The 17,364-nt window shown below is 71.6% G+C and carries 16 protein-coding genes; 5 read left to right on the top strand and 11 right to left on the bottom strand.

What is annotated here, in order from left to right; all coding sequences use genetic code 11:
- Positions 1-13: 13 nt before the first annotated feature.
- The 5 genes from NYZ98_RS27295 to NYZ98_RS27275 all read right to left on the bottom strand — a co-directional run bounded on the left by NYZ98_RS27295 (position 14) and on the right by NYZ98_RS27275 (position 5,832).
- Positions 14-1,771 carry a DEAD/DEAH box helicase gene (locus tag NYZ98_RS27295; protein ID WP_262846406.1) on the bottom strand — a complete coding sequence of 586 codons (1,758 nt, stop codon included), beginning with the start codon at positions 1,769-1,771 and terminating at the stop codon, positions 14-16.
- A gap of 262 nt (positions 1,772-2,033) precedes the next feature.
- The gene (locus NYZ98_RS27290) at positions 2,034-2,714 is read right to left on the bottom strand and encodes a hypothetical protein (RefSeq protein ID WP_262846405.1); all 681 of its coding nucleotides are present in this window, start codon (positions 2,712-2,714) and stop codon (positions 2,034-2,036) included.
- 184 nt (positions 2,715-2,898) lie between these two features.
- Positions 2,899-3,765, bottom strand: coding sequence for a zinc metalloprotease (locus NYZ98_RS27285; RefSeq protein ID WP_262846459.1), 867 nt, complete (start codon positions 3,763-3,765; stop codon positions 2,899-2,901).
- 101 nt (positions 3,766-3,866) lie between these two features.
- Complete coding sequence (locus tag NYZ98_RS27280) at positions 3,867-4,124, bottom strand: DUF3039 domain-containing protein (RefSeq protein WP_262846404.1); 258 nt, start codon at positions 4,122-4,124, stop codon at positions 3,867-3,869.
- Between the two features lie 136 nt (positions 4,125-4,260).
- Positions 4,261-5,832 carry a DHA2 family efflux MFS transporter permease subunit gene (locus NYZ98_RS27275; RefSeq protein ID WP_262846403.1) on the bottom strand — a complete coding sequence of 524 codons (1,572 nt, stop codon included), beginning with the start codon at positions 5,830-5,832 and terminating at the stop codon, positions 4,261-4,263.
- 138 nt (positions 5,833-5,970) lie between these two features.
- Between NYZ98_RS27275 and NYZ98_RS27270 the strand changes: the two genes are divergently transcribed.
- Positions 5,971-6,633 carry a TetR/AcrR family transcriptional regulator gene (locus NYZ98_RS27270; protein WP_262846402.1) on the top strand — a complete coding sequence of 221 codons (663 nt, stop codon included), beginning with the start codon at positions 5,971-5,973 and terminating at the stop codon, positions 6,631-6,633.
- Here NYZ98_RS27270 and NYZ98_RS27265 read toward each other — a convergent pair.
- On the bottom strand, positions 6,576-7,154 hold the full coding sequence (locus NYZ98_RS27265; protein WP_262846401.1) for a YqgE/AlgH family protein: 579 nt from the start codon (positions 7,152-7,154) through the stop codon (positions 6,576-6,578). The genes NYZ98_RS27270 and NYZ98_RS27265 overlap by 58 nt on opposite strands.
- 184 nt (positions 7,155-7,338) lie before the next feature.
- On the opposite strand from NYZ98_RS27265, the gene NYZ98_RS27260 reads away from it, so the two are divergent.
- A complete protein-coding gene (locus NYZ98_RS27260) occupies positions 7,339-8,163 on the top strand; it encodes a hypothetical protein (RefSeq protein ID WP_262846400.1) in 825 nt (274 codons plus the stop codon).
- Between the two features lie 79 nt (positions 8,164-8,242).
- Here the strand turns inward: NYZ98_RS27260 and NYZ98_RS27255 are convergent, their stop codons facing one another.
- The gene (locus NYZ98_RS27255; protein WP_262846399.1) at positions 8,243-9,652 is read right to left on the bottom strand and encodes an NAD-dependent malic enzyme; all 1,410 of its coding nucleotides are present in this window, start codon (positions 9,650-9,652) and stop codon (positions 8,243-8,245) included.
- 236 nt (positions 9,653-9,888) lie between these two features.
- On the bottom strand, positions 9,889-10,854 hold the full coding sequence (locus NYZ98_RS27250) for a tetratricopeptide repeat protein (RefSeq protein ID WP_262846398.1): 966 nt from the start codon (positions 10,852-10,854) through the stop codon (positions 9,889-9,891).
- Positions 10,855-11,019: 165 nt separating this feature from the next.
- Between NYZ98_RS27250 and NYZ98_RS27245 the strand changes: the two genes are divergently transcribed.
- Complete coding sequence (locus tag NYZ98_RS27245) at positions 11,020-12,738, top strand: S8 family serine peptidase (protein WP_262846396.1); 1,719 nt, start codon at positions 11,020-11,022, stop codon at positions 12,736-12,738.
- Positions 12,739-12,744: 6 nt separating this feature from the next.
- Here NYZ98_RS27245 and NYZ98_RS27240 read toward each other — a convergent pair whose 3' ends face one another.
- Complete coding sequence (locus NYZ98_RS27240; RefSeq protein WP_262846458.1) at positions 12,745-13,320, bottom strand: MarR family winged helix-turn-helix transcriptional regulator; 576 nt, start codon at positions 13,318-13,320, stop codon at positions 12,745-12,747.
- A 352-nt stretch (positions 13,321-13,672) separates the two neighbouring features.
- Here NYZ98_RS27240 and NYZ98_RS27235 point away from each other — a divergent pair, with 352 nt between their 5' ends.
- Positions 13,673-15,049: a hypothetical protein gene (locus tag NYZ98_RS27235; protein WP_262846394.1), complete on the top strand. Its 1,377-nt coding sequence runs from the start codon at positions 13,673-13,675 to the stop codon at positions 15,047-15,049.
- Between the two features lie 73 nt (positions 15,050-15,122).
- Positions 15,123-15,812, top strand: coding sequence for a DUF4230 domain-containing protein (locus NYZ98_RS27230; RefSeq protein ID WP_262846393.1), 690 nt, complete (start codon positions 15,123-15,125; stop codon positions 15,810-15,812).
- Between the two features lie 76 nt (positions 15,813-15,888).
- Here NYZ98_RS27230 and NYZ98_RS27225 read toward each other — a convergent pair whose 3' ends face one another.
- Together NYZ98_RS27225 and NYZ98_RS27220 are read right to left on the bottom strand one after the other, a co-directional pair.
- Positions 15,889-16,551, bottom strand: a complete 663-nt coding sequence (locus NYZ98_RS27225) for a DUF11 domain-containing protein (RefSeq protein WP_262846392.1) — start codon at positions 16,549-16,551, stop codon at positions 15,889-15,891.
- 174 nt (positions 16,552-16,725) lie between these two features.
- Positions 16,726-17,235 (bottom strand): hypothetical protein, encoded by a 510-nt coding sequence (locus NYZ98_RS27220; RefSeq protein ID WP_262846391.1) that lies wholly within the window; start codon positions 17,233-17,235, stop codon positions 16,726-16,728.
- Between the last annotated feature and the right edge of the window lie 129 nt (positions 17,236-17,364).

The raw sequence follows: 17,364 nt of genomic DNA, 5'->3' as shown, positions 1-17,364 counted from the left end.
GAACGGCCGGCGCTCAGCGGGTGCGCTGGGCGGCCCACTTGCGGATCTGGCCGATGCGCTGCCGGATCTGGTCGGCGGACGCCTGGGCGATGGCGGGGCCCCCGCAGGCGCGGCGGAGCTCGGCGTGGATGACGCCGTGCGGCTGGCCGGTGCGGTGGTTCCAGGCGCCCACGAGGCCGTTCAGCTCCTTGCGCAGGGCGCCCATCACCTCGTGGGGGGCAAGGACCGGCTCGGGGCGGGGATCGGCCGCCTTGCGGCGCCTGGCGGCCTGCTGGTCGGCCTGGTGCTTGCGCAGCAGCACCGCCACCTGGTCGGGCTCCAGCAGGCCGGGCAGGCCGAGGAAGTCCTCCTCCTCGGCCGAGCCGGTCTCGGCGGCCGTGCCGAACTCGCCGCCGTCGAACAGCACCCGGTCGAAGGTGGCGGACGCCTCGACGGTCTCGAACGGCAGTTCGTCACCGAGGACGTCGGGATTGTCCTTCTTCTGCTGGGCCTCCTCGACCAGGAAGTCGTCGAGGCCCTCCTCGGGGAGCTTGCGGTCGAGGACGTGGTCGCGCTCGGTCTCCATCTCGCCGGCCAGGCCCATGAGGGTGGGCACCGAGGGCAGGAACACCGAGGCGGTCTCCCCCCGCCTGCGCGCGCGGACGAAACGCCCCACCGCCTGGGCGAAGAACAGCGGGGTGGAGACGCTGGTCGCGTAGACGCCGACGGCCAGGCGCGGGATGTCCACGCCTTCCGACACCATGCGCACCGCGACCAGCCAGCGCTGCTCCGAGGCGCCGAACGACTTGATCTTGTCGGAGGCGCCGGGGTCGTCGGACAGCACGACCGTGGCGCCCTGGCCGGTGATCGCCCGGAGGTGCTTGGCGTACGCGCGGGCCGTCTCGTGGTCGGTCGCGATCACCATGGCGCCGGCGTCGGGGACGCCCCTGCGCACTTCGGTGAGCCGTTTGTCGGCGGCGATCAGGACCTGGCGGATCCAGTCGCCCTTCGGGTCGAGGGCGGCGCGCCAGGCCTGGCCGAGCTGGTCCTTGGTCAGCGGCGTGCCGAGCGTGGCGGTGATCTCGTCGCCGGCGCGGGTGCGCCAGCGCATCGCGCCGGCGTAGGCCAGGAAGATGACCGGGCGGACCACCCCGTCGGCGAGCGCGGGCCCGTACCCGTAGGAGTAGTCGGACATGCTGCGCCGGACGCCCTCGCCGTCCTCGGCGTAGGTGACGAACGGGATCGGGCTGGTGTCGGAGCGGAACGGGGTGCCGGTGAGGCCCAGCCGCCGCGTGGCGGGCTCGAAGGCCTCGCTGATGCCGTCGCCCCAGGACTTGGCGTCGCCCGCGTGGTGGATCTCGTCGAAGATGACCAGCGTGCGGTGGTCCTCGGTGCGGTTGCGGTGGAGCGCGGGGTGCATCGCCACCTGGGCGTAGGTCACCGCGACGCCGGTGTAGTCGGGGGAGGGCTTGCCCTGGCTGTTCGTGAACTCGGGGTCGATGGCGATGCCCACCCGGCCGGCGGCGTCGGCCCACTGCCGCTTGAGGTGCTCGGTGGGGGTGACGATCGTCACGGCGCGCACGACGCCGCGGCTCAGCAGCTCGCTCGCGATGCGCAGCGCGTACGTCGTCTTGCCCGCGCCGGGGGTCGCCACCGTGAGGAAGTCACGGGGCTCGCGCCGGAAGTAGAGGTCGAGGGCCTCCTGCTGCCACGCGCGCAGTTTCGGGGCGGTGCCCCACGCGGCGCGGTCGGGATAGGCGGGTGACAGATGGGATGCGGCAGACGAGCTCACGCCGACCTCCTGGTCAGATGGCCTCTCCGGGCCACCGGGCCTTCGCCCCGATTTATGATCTTGTCGTCGCGCTTGTTTCGCTCCCTCACAGTGAAGCCACCATAGTGGGGGCCACCGACAAGACGTGCCGGGCCCGGGGATTCTCGCCATACCCGGCCGTTCGTGCTACGGGCGTCCACGGCGGCGCCGCCCGGCCGCCCCTGGCGGGGTCCCCGGGCCGGTCGCAGGCCTGTCCCACCCCCGTTGAGCACGGGTGTCACCGCTATCTCACGCCCTTGAGCACGGCGTCGATCTCGGCGCGCCGCCTCGGGTCGTCGGGCTGCGCCATGCCGAGGAGGACCACGGTCCTGCCGTCCTTGGTGAGAAGCGTCACGCGCAGATAGGACGGCTGGTTGACCACGTCGGTGTAGCTCGCCCGCAGCGCCCGTGAATGACCGGTGAACCCGCCCGCGCTCACCGTGCGATCGTCCACCACGTCGACGGTGTCGCCGTGCAGGAGCAGCCGGGAGTAAAGGTCGGCGAGGTCGATCGCGGCGGCCCTCGGCCCGGAGACGTCGACCGACTCCCCCGGCCGGGACATGACCAGCGCGGCCCCGTCGGCGCCGGCGACGGAGGTGAAGCCGGTGACCGGCGGGACCGTTCCGCGCCGCCATCCCTCGGGCACCGGGTAGCTCACGCCGGCCGCGGTGTCCACGACGTCCACGGGGGGCCCGGGGGCGTTGAGGCGGGACATGACCAGGGCGACGGCCCCGGCGACCACCGCGACCCCTGCGGCGAGCCCCACGACGAGGACCAGCGCCCTCCTGAGCCACGAGGGCATCCTGACCCTCGATGGCGGCGCGGGCGCCCCGTACAGCCTCGCGGACGGCGGCAGGCCCTCCTCCTGCGGCGCGGGCCACGTGTGGTCGCCGTACGGCCGTCGCTCGGTCCAGTGCTCGTCCACCGCGCCTCCTCCCGGTGCACTGAGTATCGGCACCCGGGACGCCCATCCGTCAACGAACACCGTGCATGTCGCCCGGAAAAGCATCACCTGGGGCCACCGGATCCCGGCGCGCGGCCGCGCGGTGTGACGGGTGTGACCGGTGTGGCGCGAGTGACGGCGGGCGCCTCGGGCGGGAGAGGGACGGTCAGACGGGTGAGAGGCGGTAGGCGGCCCACATCTCGTGCATGCGGGTGGCCTGCCCGGCGGTGAACTCGGACATGCAGCGGTCGTGCGCGTAGTCCATGAAGTTGTGCGACGGGTCGTCGCCGGGCTCCGGGCAGGAGTCCTTGCGCGCCGGGCAGCCCTGCGTGGGGACGGCCTCGGGCGGGGTGTCGTCGACCGAGTCCCCCGGCGGGGCGCAACCGTTCTCGAAGGTGTGCAGCAGTCCGAGCCAGTGGCCGATCTCGTGGACGCCGGTGTACCCCCTGGAGAAGTCGCGCAGCGAGCCGCCGGGCAGGCTGCGCCAGTCGATCACCACGCCGTCCAGGGCGGGCCGGCCGCGGTACCAGTGAGGGTAGGTGGAGTACCCGAGCACCAGCTCGCCGAGCTGCGCCACGTAGAGGTTCAGCGTCTCAGCGCCGCCTCGGTGCAGCGCCTCCTTCATCGGCGCCTCGTTGGCGAGGGGCGCGCGGAACCAGGTCGCGTTGTCGGTGTGCGTCACCCCGCGCAGGGCGAACCGGACGCGGGTGTCCGCCCCGCCCAGCCGCCCGCCGTACGCGGCGTTGAGCGCCTCGACCTGCGGGCCGAGCGCGATGTCGGGGGCGCCCATGCGCGTGTCGGTGATGACGTGGATCCACAGCGGCACCACGATCAGGTCCGTCGCGCGGACCCGGGCGTGCGAGGCGCGGAGCCGCCGGCGCATGTCGGCGAGCATGAGGGCGGACTCACGGGCGTCGGGCGTGCCCGGCTCGGCGGGCCGCGCCCCGGCCCCGGGCGCCCGCGCGTCGGGACAGGTGCGCGCGACCGCGGCGCGGGCCGGGCCGGGCACACCTCCGGACGCCAACAGGCACACCAAACCCACGGCCACCGCGCGCCGCACCATGCACTCCCCCGTTTTCGCAGGTCGAAGTGCTGACGCTAGCTCCAGCGGCGCCGATCAGGCGGGAGCAACACTCACTTGCCGCCGCCGGGTTGGCCGCCCATCGGCAGGCCCTCGTAGATCTCTTTGCACTCGGGGCACACCGGGTACTTCTTGGGGTCGCGGCTGGGGACCCAGATCTTGCCGCAGAGGGCCCGGATGGGAGTACCGGAGACCATGCTCTCGGTGATCTTGTTCTTGTCGGCGTAGTGCGAGAACCGCTCGTGATCTCCATCGTCACCGTGGGAGAGGTTCGGCCGCACTTCGCTCTCGGGAAGGATCTTCGTGCTCACAACACCCGAGTCTACGTGCGCCCAGGGCCGCTCAGGCGGACGAACCTCCCAATCGGCCCGCGCGGGCCGGCGAGGAGGCCGCACGACGGCGTACGGCCCGCGCGGGCGCGCGGGCCGTACCGGTAGAGAGGGGTCGTCAGCCCACGTGCACGGCCGCGGCGTCGGTCTTGCGGCCCGCCTTGACGAACAGCGCGAGGATCGCCGCGAGCACGGCCACCGCGACGGCCACGCCGAAGCCGAAGTGCATGCCCTCAAGGAAGGAGAGGTGCGCGGCCTGGGTGAGCGCGTCGGCCACCGGCTTGGGGGCCCCGGGCGGCACGGGCGCGACGCCGAGCGCGACGGCGTTCTTCATCGCGTCGATCTGGGCGGGGGTGGAGGGCAGCTTGACCGCGGCGAGGTTGCCGGGCAGGACGTCGGCCACCTTGGCGGTGATCAGCGCGCCGAGCACGGCGGTGCCGAGCGAGCCGCCCACCTGCATGGCCGACTGCTGCATGCCTCCGGCGACGCCGCTCAGCTCCTCGGGCGAGTTGCCGACGATGACCTCCGTGGCGCCCACCATGACCGGCGACAGGCCGAAGGCGAGTAGCACGAACGGGATGGCGGTGTCGAAGTAGGAGGCCTCCAGCCCGAGGCGGGAGAGCAGGAACATCGAGGCCGCGGTGATGATCATGCCGAGGGCGATCGGCACCCGGGGGCCGAACTTGCTGAGCGCGAAGCCGGCCAGCGGCGAGGCGACGATCATGCCGGCGCTCATCGGGAGCATGCGCATGCCCGACTCCAGCGGGGACAGGCCGTGCACGCCCTGGAAGTAGAAGGTGAGGAAGAACATGGCGCCGAACATCGAGAAGGCCATCAGCACCATGAGCGCGGTGCCGATGGAGACCGACGCGTTGTGGAACAGGCTGAGGGGCAGCAGCGGCTCGGCCGCCCTGCGCTGCCACAGGACGAACGCGACCCCGAGGACGAGGGCGCCCGCGAAGAACGCGATGGTCCTGGTGTCGCCCCAGCCGTAGCCCGGGGCCTTGATGATCGCCCACACCAGGCAGAACATCGCGCCGGACAGCAGCAGCACGCCGGGTGCGTCGATCCTCGACAGGGACTCGGCCCTGCTCTCCTTGATCACCCAGAGCCCGACGATCAGCGCGACCACGCCGACGGGCACGTTGATGAAGAAGACCGACTGCCAGCTCACGTTCTCCACCAGCACGCCGCCGACGATCGGGCCGGCGGCGCTCGACAGGCCGATCGCCGCGCCCCAGATGCCGATCGCCATGTTGAGCCGCTCGGCCGGGAAGGCGGCGCGCAGCAGCGCGAGGGCCGCGGGCTGGAGCAGCGCGCCGAACAGGCCCTGGAGCACCCGCAGGGCGATCAGCACGCCGATCGAGGAGGTGAGGCCGATGGCGAGCGAGGTGAGCGCGAAGCCCGCGATGCCGACGAGGAAGACCCGCTTGTGCCCGAACAGGTCGCCGAGTTTGCCGGCGGTGATCAGGAAGACGGCCAGGGCGAGCAGGTAGCCGCTGGTGATCCACTGAAGGTCCGAGAGCGAGGCCCCCAGGTCCTTGCCGATCACCGGGTTGGCGATGGCGACGACGGTGCCGTCGAGCATTACCATGATCACGCCGAGCGCGACGGCGAGCAGTGTGAGCCAAGGATGGCCGTGCCCGCGTCGCTCCGGCGCGGCGGGCGGCGCGGCCAGCGCTTGTGCCATGAGTGGGTCCCCCCGATTCGATGAATGGTCAGCCTGCGGGTAATTTATGTCAGTCCATGACAGATGACAAACTCTTTTATACGACAGATGGTGACTTATGGCAGAATGTGAAGTGAAGGTTTCGAGGAGGTGTCTGGCATGGGTCTTCGCGAGCGCAAGAAGCATCAGACCCGGTTGGCTCTGATCGACGCGGCCTTCGACCTCTTCCTGGTCCAGGGGTACGAAGCGACCACCGTCGACCAGATCGCCGCCGCGGTGGACGTCTCACCCCGCACGTTCTTCCGGTACTTCGGCAGCAAGGAGGACCTCGCCCTCGACTTCACCGTCGAGTACGAGGAGCTCGTCACCACCGCCCTCGCCGCCCGCCCGGCCGGCGAGGCGCCCCTGGCCGCCCTCGCCACGGCGTTCCGCGAGTTCATCCACCAGATGGAGGCCAACGCGGCCGACGACACCGAGCGTTTCCTCAAGCACCGGCGGGTGATCGACGCCAACCCCGCGCTGCTGGCGACCGGCTTCGCCCGCATGGCCGAGACCGAGAAGAAGCTCACCGCCGAGCTGGCCAGGCGCCAGGGCACCGATCCCGCGGCCGACCCGCGCCCCCGCCTGCTCGTGGCGTTGATCACATCGGCGCTGCGCGTCGGCTTCGAGTGCGCCGCCGAGCGCGACTGCCAGCTCGTCGGCCTGGTCGGCAACGTGACCGACCTGCTGAACCTCGCCGAGGCGGCGCTGACCCCCGGGTGGGGTCAGTTGAGCTTGGGGTCGTCCGGGCAGGTCGCGACGAAGGCCAGCTCGCCGGGCTGACGGCGCAGCACCGACCGCCACAGGTTCGTCGGCAGCGAGTCGAAGGTGTCGCCGGGCTCGGCCTCCACCACGTACCACGAACCCTCGCGGATCTCGGCCTCGAGCTGGCCCGCCGTCCAGCCGGCGTACCCCGCGAAGATGCGCATCTGCGTGATCTCACCGGCCAGGATCTCCGGCGGCGCGTCCAGGTCCACCGTGCCGAGCTTGGAGACCGCGGAGCTGCCCGCGTGGAGCCTGCGCCACCCGAGGGGCTCCTCCCCGCTCGGCACCGAGGCCAGGGCCAGCGCGCTGTCGGTCTGCACGGGCCCTCCCTCGAACAGCACAGGAGGCCCGGTCACCAGCGCGTCCCATGAGGGCAGCACCTGGGTCACGGTGACCTCGCTCGGCCGGTTGAGCATGACGCCGAGGGTCCCCCCGTCCTCGTCGTGTTCAAGGATCAACACGACGCCGCGCCGGAAATTCGGGTCGTCCAGCAGTGGCGTCGCCACCAGCAGCCCGCCGACGTAGATCGCCTCCGCCATGCATCCATCATGACGTGTGATGCCCCGAACGCGCGCCTGACCCTGGGCAGAGAGGGCTTTCACCTCGCCATATGTTACTCATGGCGATCGAGCGGGAACTCTCCGTTGCAGAGATCGCCCACTGGGGGATCAGTTTGCCGAAACCGCGCCGTGCGGAAAGTCGTGGAGAGAAGGGAGTGCCCGGGTGACCCGCCTGCTCCTTGTGGCGCTCATGGCCGTGGGCGCCGCCGTCGCCGTCCCCGCGAGCCGCGGATCGCACGCCGCCGGCCTCGGCGGGGCCGAACGCGCCTCCCACCACTCCCACGCCCTCACCGGCGCGCACGGGCGCGACGGCGACGACGAGCGCGACCTGGACCGCGACCTGTACGGCTCCCGGGGGCTCCGGGACTCCCGGGACGACCGGGACGACCGCGACGGGCGCGTGGACGTGGCCGTGTCCCGCGTCGAGTGCCCGTCCGGGGACGCCAACGTCGTGATGACCGCGCCGCGCGACCACGGCACCGTCGAGTACTCCGTCCGCCGCGGCGACACGCTCGTCAGGAACGGCGTGCTGTGGCCGGGCGTCGAGCGCACCATCCCGGTGCACGTCGAGCCCCGGGCGACCGAGCGCATCGCGGTCACCCTCGCCGGCCAGGGCACCGGCAGGTACCAGGTGTGGTCGCGGTGCCGGCCCGAGGAGGAGTCCTACGGCGAGTACCGCGAGTCGGTCTACAGCGAGAGCGACGACGAGCGGGGCGGCGAGGGGCGGAGCGAGGGCCTGCTGTCCCATCGGTACAACCCGCTGCTGCACCGGCATCCGGTGACCCACATGGAGTACCGGTCGATCCGCCATCTGCCCTACACCGGGCCGCCCGCCGACCTGTGGGGCAAGGTGGCGACCGCCGTGGGGCTGATGGTCTTCGGCGGCATGCTGTGGTGGGTCGCGCTGATCTGGCCGCGCCGCACCCCCGCCGAGCCCCTCTTGCGCCCGCGCTCCCCCTACGGCCGGCGCCGCTACCCGGCACCGTAGCCGAGGCCTTCCCGGAGCCCTGGGCGCGGTCCCGCGCCCGGACAGCCCTGTGCGCCGCCCCGCGCCCCGGACGTGGGTCCTAGGCCTCGGTCAGGCCGCGGACCTTGCCGCCCGCCGACTCGCGCACGGCCGCGGCGACCGCGGTGGCGACGTCGGGGTGGAAGACGCTGGGGACGATGTAGTTCGGGCCGAGCTCCTCCTCGGACACGACGTTCGCCAGGGCGTTGGCGGCGGCCAGCAGCATGGACTCGGTGACCATGCGCGACTGCGCGTCCAGCAGGCCGCGGAAGACGCCGGGGAAGGCCAGCACGTTGTTGATCTGGTTCGGGTAGTCCGACCGGCCGGTGGCGACCACCGCGGCGTGCTCCCTGGCGTCGTCGGGCGACACCTCGGGCTCGGGGTTGGCCAGCGCGAAGACCACGGCCGACTCGGCCATGGTGGCGATGTCGTCCTTGGTGAGGATGCCGGGGGCCGAGACGCCGATGAACACGTCGGCGCCCTTCACCGCGCCGCGCAGGTCGCCGACGTACCCGTCGGCGTTGGTGTTCTCGGCGATCCACCGCAGCGACTCGTCGAGGTCGTCACGGCCCTTGTGCACCGCGCCGAGGTAGTCGCACACGACCACGTTGCGCGCCCCGGCCGCGCGCAGCAGGCGCAGCACGGCGGTGCCGGCCGCGCCGGCCCCGGCCATGGCGATCCGCACGTCGGGCAGGGCCTTGCCGACGACGCGCAGCGCGTTGGTCAGCGCCGCGAGGACGCAGATGGCCGTGCCGTGCTGGTCGTCGTGGAAGACCGGGATGTCCAGCAGCTCGCGCAGCCGACGCTCGATCTCGAAGCAGCGCGGCGCCGAGATGTCCTCCAGGTTGATGCCGCCGAACCCGGGGGCGATGCAGCGGACGACCTCCACGATGGTGTCGACGTCCTGGGTGTCCAGGCAGAGCGGCCAGGCGTCGATGCCGGCGAACCGCTTGAACAGGGCGGCCTTGCCCTCCATGACCGGCAGCGCCGCCGCCGGGCCGATGTTGCCGAGGCCGAGCACGGCCGACCCGTCGGTGACCACCGCGACGGTGTTGCGCTTGATCGTCAGGCGGCGGGCGTCCTCGGGGTTGCGCGCGATGGCCAGCGAGACCCGCGCCACCCCCGGGGTGTAGGCCATCGACAGTTCGTCGCGGTTGCGCAGCGGGACCTTGGACTGCATCTCGATCTTGCCGCCGAGGTGCATCAGGAAGGTGCGGTCGCTGACCTTGTGCAGGACGACGCCCTCGACGGACTCGAGGCTGTCGACGATGATCTGGGCGTGGTCGGTGTCCCTGGCGGCGCAGGTGACGTCGATGCGCAGCTTCTCGTGACCGGCGTTGGTCACGTCGAGGGCGGTCACGACGCCGCCGGCGTTCTCCACGGCGTGGGTCAGCTGGCTGACGGCCTTGCCGCCCGCCGGCACCTCAAGACGGACGGTGATCGAGTACGACACGCTCGGCACGGTGGCCACGTCGATCCGCTCCTTTGCGGGTGGTCATGGTCGCGCTCGCTCGGGTGCTCGCTGTCGCGCATCCGGCTCGCCTGCTCGTTCGGGATACCCATCGTGCCAGACCCGGCCGTGAGCTTCCGCCGTCCGGCGGCGAAGGATCACACCTGGGGCCCTTCTAGGGGTGGGCCACGGTGGCCGGTGGCGCTCCCGCGGCCCGTGGGGCGCGGGAGCGTCGTGGGACGGGAGGGGCGGTCGGGTCAGAACAGGGCGCTGGCGAGCCCTCTGCGGGCCTTGGCGACCGAGGCGTCCCCGGCGGGCAGGGCGTCGAACAGGTCGAGGAGGTGGCGCCTGGCGCGGTCGCGGTCGTCGCCTGAGGTGCGGCGCACGAGCGCGACCAGCCGGTCGAACGCCTCGTCGACCTGGCCCCCGAGCATCTCCACGTCGGCGGCCTGTATCTGCGCGCCGATGTCGGCGGGGTCCTCGGCGGCGGCGCGGAGCACGGCGCCGGGGTCCAGGTCCTGGGTGCGGCGCACGAGCCCCACCCCGGCGAGGCCGATCTTGGCGTCCTGGTCGGCCGGGGCCCTGGCCAGCAGCCGCTCGTAGGCGGCGGCCGCCGCGTCGAGGTCGCCGTCGTCGATGGCCTGCTCGGCCGCGAGCAGGTCGGGGTCGGCGGCCGGCAGGTCCTGCTCCTGGGCGGCGGGGTCCTCCACCGGGGCCTCGCCGGGGGGCGGGAGGTACTGGGCGAGCGCCTGGAGGAGCTGGTCGAGCCACTGCCGCACCTGCGCCTCGGGGAGCGCCCCCTGGAAGCCGGTCACCGCCTGGCCCTGGAAGACGGCCAGCACGGTCGGGATGCTCTGCACCTGGAGCGCGCCGCTGATCTGGGGGCTGGCGTCCACGTCGACCTTGGCGAGCACCCACCGCCCCGCCGCCTCGGCGGCGAGCTTCTCCAGGATCGGGCTGAGCTGCTTGCACGGCTCGCACCACGTGGCCCACAGGTCGAGGACCACCGGGGTGCGCATGGAGCGCTCGATCACGTCGGTGGCGAAGGTCTCGTCGGTGACGTCGATGATCACCGCACCGCCGGGCGTGCCCGGGGCGCCTCCTGAGGCGGGCTGCGCGGCGGCCGCCTCACGACGGGCCTGCGCTTCCAGTGCCTGCTTACGCGCGCCGAGGTCGACAGCCCCCTGCAACGATGCCGGTCGAGTGAAGTCCGCTGGGCTCATAGTCCAATCCTGCCGCATCCCGGACGTGCTCATGGTCGTGACCGGGTGACACCGGGGCCGGCCTTGGTATGTCACGCCTTCATCGCGAATTCGCACGGAACCGTCATGGGGAGCGGTTATCCCGAACGATGGGCTCGGAATGTCTTCAGCTCACTGGAGGTGGGTGTGAAACGCTTCATCGTCGTCTCCGCCGCGGCGGCCGTCATCACGGCGGCCGTGGCGCTTCCCGCGCAGGCCGGGCCGGCCACGGCCGGGCCCTCGGGAACCAACCAGTACGTCGTCCTCTACAAGGAAGGCGCTTCGGCCTCGGATGCGCAGAAGGCGATCGAGGCGGCGGGCGGCAGCGTCGTGAAGGTGAACACGGCGGTCGGGCTGGCCACGGTGACCACCGCCGACCCCGGCTTCGCCTCGGCGATCTCCGCCAGCGCGGTCATCGACGGCGTCTCCCACGACCGGGTGATCGGCGGCGTCCCGAAGTCCGCCGCGCGGTCGGCGCTCGGCTCCCAGTCCGGGCGGTCACGGGCCGTGGAGCGGGAGGGCCGTGAGAGCGGGGCGCTCCGGCACGGCCGGAGCACCAAGGCCGAGCCCCTCTCGGAACTCCAGTGGGACATGAAGCAGATCCACGCCGAGGAGGCGCACAAGTACGAGAAGGGCGACCCGGGGGTCCTGGTCGGCGTCCTGGACACCGGCATCGACGGCTCCCACCCTGACATCGCGCCGAACTTCAACCGGTCGCTGAGCCGCAACTTCACCGTCGACATCCCCGCCGACGCCAACGGCGACCCGATCGACGGCCCCTGCGAGGAGGAGCCGGACCAGTCCTGCCAGGACCCGAACAACGTGGACGAGGACGGGCACGGCACCCACGTGGCCTCCTCGATCGCCTCCCCGATCAACAAGCTCGGGATCTCCGGCGTGGCGCCCAAGGTCACGCTGGTCAACCTGCGCGCGGGCCAGGACTCCGGCTACTTCTTCCTCCAGCCCACCGTGGACGCGCTCACCTACGCGGGCGACATCGGCGTCGACGTCGTCAACATGAGCTACTACATCGACCCGTGGCTGTTCAACTGCACCGACAACCCGGCGGACTCGCCGGCCGACCGGCTGGAGCAGGCGACGGTCATCCGGGCCACCCAGCGCGCCCTGAACTACGCCCACCGCCACGGCGTCACGCTGGTGTCGGCCGCGGGCAACGGCGGCACCGACTACACCAAGGAGCTCGCCGACGCCTCCAGCCCCGACTTCGCCAGCGAGCCCGGCGAGAAACCCCACGCGCGCACCATCCCGCCGAGCTGCGTCTCCATGCCCAGCGAGGGCGAGCACGTCATCTCGGTCTCCTCGACCGGCATCAGCAAGCGCAAGGCGTACTACTCCGACTACGGCAACGGCTATGTGGACGTCGCCTCGCCCGGCGGCGACACCTACGACAACCCGGACAACGTCCGCGACATCACCAGGGCCACGCTGGCGGCCTATCCCAAGTCCCTCGCCGTCGCGAACGGCGAGATCGACGTCAACGGCGACCCGACGGTGAACTACGTCGTGAAGGACTGCGCCGGCGCGACCTGCGCGTACTACCAGTACCTGCAGGGCACCTCGATGGCCTCGCCCCGCGCGGTGGGCGTCGCGGCGCTGATCGTCAGCGAGTACGGCCGCCGCGACGGGCGCACCGGCGGCAAGACGCTGGACCCCGGCGTCGTCGAGGCCATCCTGAAGGGCACGGCCACCAAGACGGCGTGCCCGAGCCCGCCCGCCTACACCTACACCCGCCACCTGCCCGCGGGTAACACGGTCACCGCGACCCACGTGTGCGAGGGCACCACGGGGTCGAACGGCTTCTACGGCAAGGGCATCGTCGACGCCCTGCGCGCCGTGCGCCACTGACCTCGATCAGTCCCGGCCAGGGGGCTCGTCCGTACCGGGCGGGCCCCCTTCCGGCGTTCCGGGCCCCTCGCCGCCCTCGAAGTCGCCGGCGGCCACCCTGATCGTGCGCAGCAGGCCGAACATCTCCGACAGGTCGGTCTCGCCGTACATCGTCATGCAGAAGCCGGCGCCCATGAGATCGGCGGTCGCCCGCTCCACGGCCTCGCGGCCCTTGTCGCTGATCTCGGCGAGGACGCCGCGCCCGTCCTTGGGGTTGCGCGCGCGGCGGACGAGCCCCGCGCGCTCCAGGCGGTCGACGGTGTTGGTCACGCTGGTGGGATGGACCATGAGCCGCTCGCCGATCCGCGACAGCGGAAGGGAGCCGGTCCTGCTGAAGGTCAGCAGGACGAGCGCCTCATATCGCGCGAACGTCAAGTCATGCGGCCTGAGCAGCGTGTCCAGTTGCCCCAGGAGGATCTGGTGCGCTCTCATGATCGATGTGACGGCCGCCATCGCGGACGACGGCCCGAAGTGGACACGCCAGGTTTCGGCGGCGCGCTCGATGGGATCGAACGGCAGGTTGAGCGGTTTGGGTACACCGATGGACACACCGCTACGCTAGCGCCTGCCCCGGTGGCTGACCCAGGGTGACCAAGTCTCACAGGTTCCCCAAGAAGCGGGACGGCAAACATCACGCTCCGTTATGGTGTGCATGTCAAGAGGTGAGGCGCGGCAAAGCCCGGTCCAAAGCACGGGGAAAGCCGCGCCGTGCGACGCGAGGCGCGCTCACGCGATCCCGTGGACGTACGGCGTGGCGGTTGGATCGGGCACGGGTGCCAAGGGGCCGGCACCCAGAGCCTTGAGCGCCGCTCATCCAGGCACGGGGGGTCCTGAATGAACAGCAGCAGTGCAGTGGCACGGGCGGCGTGGCCGGATCTCCGGTCCACGCGGGACCGTGCTTGAGCAAAGGGGCGTTTCACGCGAGGAGCTGAAGCACAGCGCGCTGGTGGCGGTAGGAATACTGCTCGCGCTGGGCCTGCTCGCCGCTTGGAGCGTCCTTGTCCCAGGTATCGCCGCATGGGAGAACATCGTCGTCGCGGTCATCGGATCGCTCCGGCTGACCGGCCCGGTGGCGGCGGCGTTCGCCGCGTGGGTGGCCGTGCGAAAACGCCGCGCCCTGCGGGGCCGGGTGCTGGGCGGCTGGCGGGTGCTGAGGGCGCCGCTGGCGGTCCTCGCGGTCGTCGTGGGCGCGTTCGGCGCCACGGTGACCATGCTCGCGATCAAGGCCGTCCTGACCGAGCAGGCGGGCCATCTGGCGCCCACCGGCCTGGCCGTGGGGGCGGCCGGGCTCGCGCTCTATGCGGTGTCGGGGTGGATCACGGGCTGGATGCTGCCCTGGGCGGTCACGCCCGTCCTGGCGGGTCTCGGCGCGTACGGCCTGTTCACGTCCCTGGCCGGCGGCTCGCTGTGGGCCGCCCGGCTGGCGCCCAGCACCTCGGAGCCGTACGACCCGTTCGAGGGCCTGCGCCCGGTGGCGTTCGCCAACCAGACGCTCTGGCTGGTCGGCGTCACCGCCGCGCTGTTCCTCACCTGGACGGCGGTGGTCACCCGGCGCGCGCTCGTGCTCGCCGGGGCGATGGTGGCGGTCCTCGCGGCGGGCACGGGCATGGCCCGGCTGCTGGGCGAGCCGCAGGCCGTCGCCGCCACCGAGCCGATGGTCTACTCCTGCCAGGAGTGGCCGATCACGGTCTGCGTCCATCCGGGGATGCGCAGCGGGCTGACCGACCTCGGCGCCACGTTCACCACGCTCGCCGCCCGGCTGACCGGCACGCCCGCCGCGTTCTCCCGGGTCGAGCAGCGCCCGCGCGAGGACGCCTCGGTGCCCGCTCCCGGCGTGGTGCCGATCCACGTCGACGACCTCACGCCCGGGTACGCCGAGCGGGCGGCGGCGGAGTTCGTGGAGAGGCTGGCCCGCCCGTGCGGGGACGGCCCCGCGGGCGGCTACCGCGCCATCGTCACCGCCTGGCTGCGGGGGGATCCGCTGCCCAGCGGCCCGGTGGCCGGGCAGCAGGCGGCGGCCACGTGGTTCTCCGGGCTGACCGAGAGCCAGCGTCGCGACTGGCTGCGCATGTTCTACACCGACTTCGCCACGTGCGGCCTGAAGACGGGTCATTTCGGCGGGGTGGCGAACCAGGTCGTGCCACGCCCCATGATGTACGGGAGCGTCCGTCCGGTGGCGTCCCCGCCGGGCCGGGGGGCGGCCACCGCCTACCAGGTCCAATCCCCCGTCCCCGGCTCGCCCTACCCCACCATGCCCGCCCCACCCGGCTGACAGGGGCGGCGCACGGACCATCATCTTCCCGGACATGATGTGAGAAGGGGTCCATCTCGGGAAGGAAACTGCCGTGAACCGTCAGACGTCGACCCCCCAGACAGCGGTGGCAGCGGAACCGGCCGAGCGCCGGTCACGACGCGGCTGGCGCTTTCTCGCGGGCGCCATCACCGTGCTCGTCCTTCTCGTCGTCGGCGCCAGGCTGACCTGGTCGTACCTCAACCCGTTCGGCGAATCGACGATCGACCGCAGCCAGCCGGTCCTCCTCCAGTCGATCCAGAACATGAGCCGGTTCCAGTCCGCGAGCGGCAACTTCCAGGTCATCGTGGACCTGGAGAAGGACGCCGCGTTCCTCCCGGACGCCATCAAGGGCTCGCGCACGCTGTTCGTGGGCGCGGGGAGCGTGGACGCCTACGTCGACTTCTCGGCGATGGGCAAGGACGCGCTCACCGTCTCCGCCGACCGCACCGAGGTCACCGTGCGGCTGCCCCGCGCGCAACTGGAGAAGACCAACCTCGACAACAGCAAGTCCTACGTCTACGCCCAGGAGCGCGGCATCCTGGACCGGGTCCAGGGCATGCTGTCCAGTTCGCCCGAGAACCAGCAGGAGCTCTACGTCCTGGCCGAGAAGAAGATCTCCGAGGCCGCGCGGTCCAGCGACCTGCTCAACCGCGCCAACCAGAACACCAAGATCATGCTTGAGGGCATGCTCAAGTCACTCGGGTTCACGAAGGTGACGGTGAAGTTCGCCGACGAGCCCTGACGCGGACCCCGGACAGGGGGTCCGAAACCTGACGCGCGTCCGGACCTCGTACTCCGGACCTGACACGGTCCCAGCGTCAGGTCCGGGGGCGCGTCCTGCGTCTTCTGACGGCCAGTCCCAGCGACGCCGTCAGCACCGCCGCCGCTCCGGCGACCGCGAACCACAGGCCACGGCCGGAGACCAGACCGGGTATCGGGCCCTGGAGCGTCTCCGGCGAGGAGCCCGGCAGGCGGTCCAGGTGGCTGGCGCAGACGATGGGCCGTTTGTCGCTCCTGGCCGAGGCGCACGCCACGGCCGCCAGCCGCTCCAGTTTGGCGGGCAGCCGTCCGACCTCGACGGTGACGCTGAACTGGTCGGTCTTCCCGGCGGCCAGTGTCCTGTTCCAGGCGATCCGGTCCGGGAAGACCTTGCCCTTGGGTGTTGAGGACAGGAGTTTCAGGCCGGGCGTCAGGGTCTGCGTGAGCACTAGTGGGGGCGAGCCGGCGCTGCCGGTGTTGCTGACCTTGGTGGTGTAGGTGAGCCGGTCACCCTGCCGGACGCTGCTGTGCCCGTCGTCGATGCCGATGCGCAGCGCGTACGCCCGTTCCGTGGCGGCCGGGGAGGGCACGGCGGCCCACGCCGCGACCGTCCCGGAGGGCATCACGACGAGCGAGACGACCGCCGCGGCACCGAGACGGCGGGCCGGCGCGCGAAAACCGCGCGCGGCGCCTTCACGGACCCGGGTGGCGCGCGAGGTCATATCTCTGTACCCCCTGAAGTGCTGAATTCATGCCCCTTTCGACCCGCGTCCGATGGAGAACCCGGGCGGACGGCAGAGCCGACGGAACCATTTTCCCCCGGCCCCGGGCCGAAGCGCCGCATATCGTCCTGGCGAGTCGACGGCCCGCCGCCAAAACACCTTTTCCGCCCCCGGCTACAAAGTGGTGGCGACGTAGTTCAGAGTGCCGGTGTAGATGTCCGGGCGGACGAACGGGACGGTGATCCGGTAATTGTTGGTGATCGTGTCGCCGTCCGGCTCCGACGCCGAGGCCTTGGTGGCCACGACGATCGGGGTGCCGAATATCAGGTGCACATAGGCGGCCCCCTGGGCCGGGCCGTTGACCTCCAGGTCGTTCGACGGGATGACGTCGGTGTTCCCCGGTATGGCGCCGACGAGGTTCGCGGTCGCGGGCACGACCGTGACGTTGTAGCCCGCGAAGTTGTTGGTGGTCACGGTCATGGTCACCGGAGTCGCCCCGGTCGTCGGCACCGACCCGGGCGCGCCGGTCAGCGTGAACGACGGGGTCAGGTTCGTCAGCGTGATCGACGAGCTCACGTCGACGTTCGCGATCGTGGTGTCCGCGTCGGTGTCGGCCTGAGCGGGCAGGACGTTCGAGCCCAACGTCCCGACCGCCGTCGCCGTGCCCACCAGCATGATTCCCATGCACACGACGCGAGCTCTCCGGATATAAGACATATCGCCCCCTTGGAATATTCCCCTGTATTTCCAGTGATCACCCGATTATGCTCTGGCTAAACTCCCGGAGCACCCCGCGCCCACCTTTGTCGAGAG

Source organism: Sphaerisporangium corydalis, assembly GCF_025506355.1.
Lineage (GTDB): Bacteria > Actinomycetota > Actinomycetes > Streptosporangiales > Streptosporangiaceae > Sphaerisporangium > Sphaerisporangium corydalis.
This window is presented reverse-complemented; position numbering and strand designations above follow the sequence as displayed.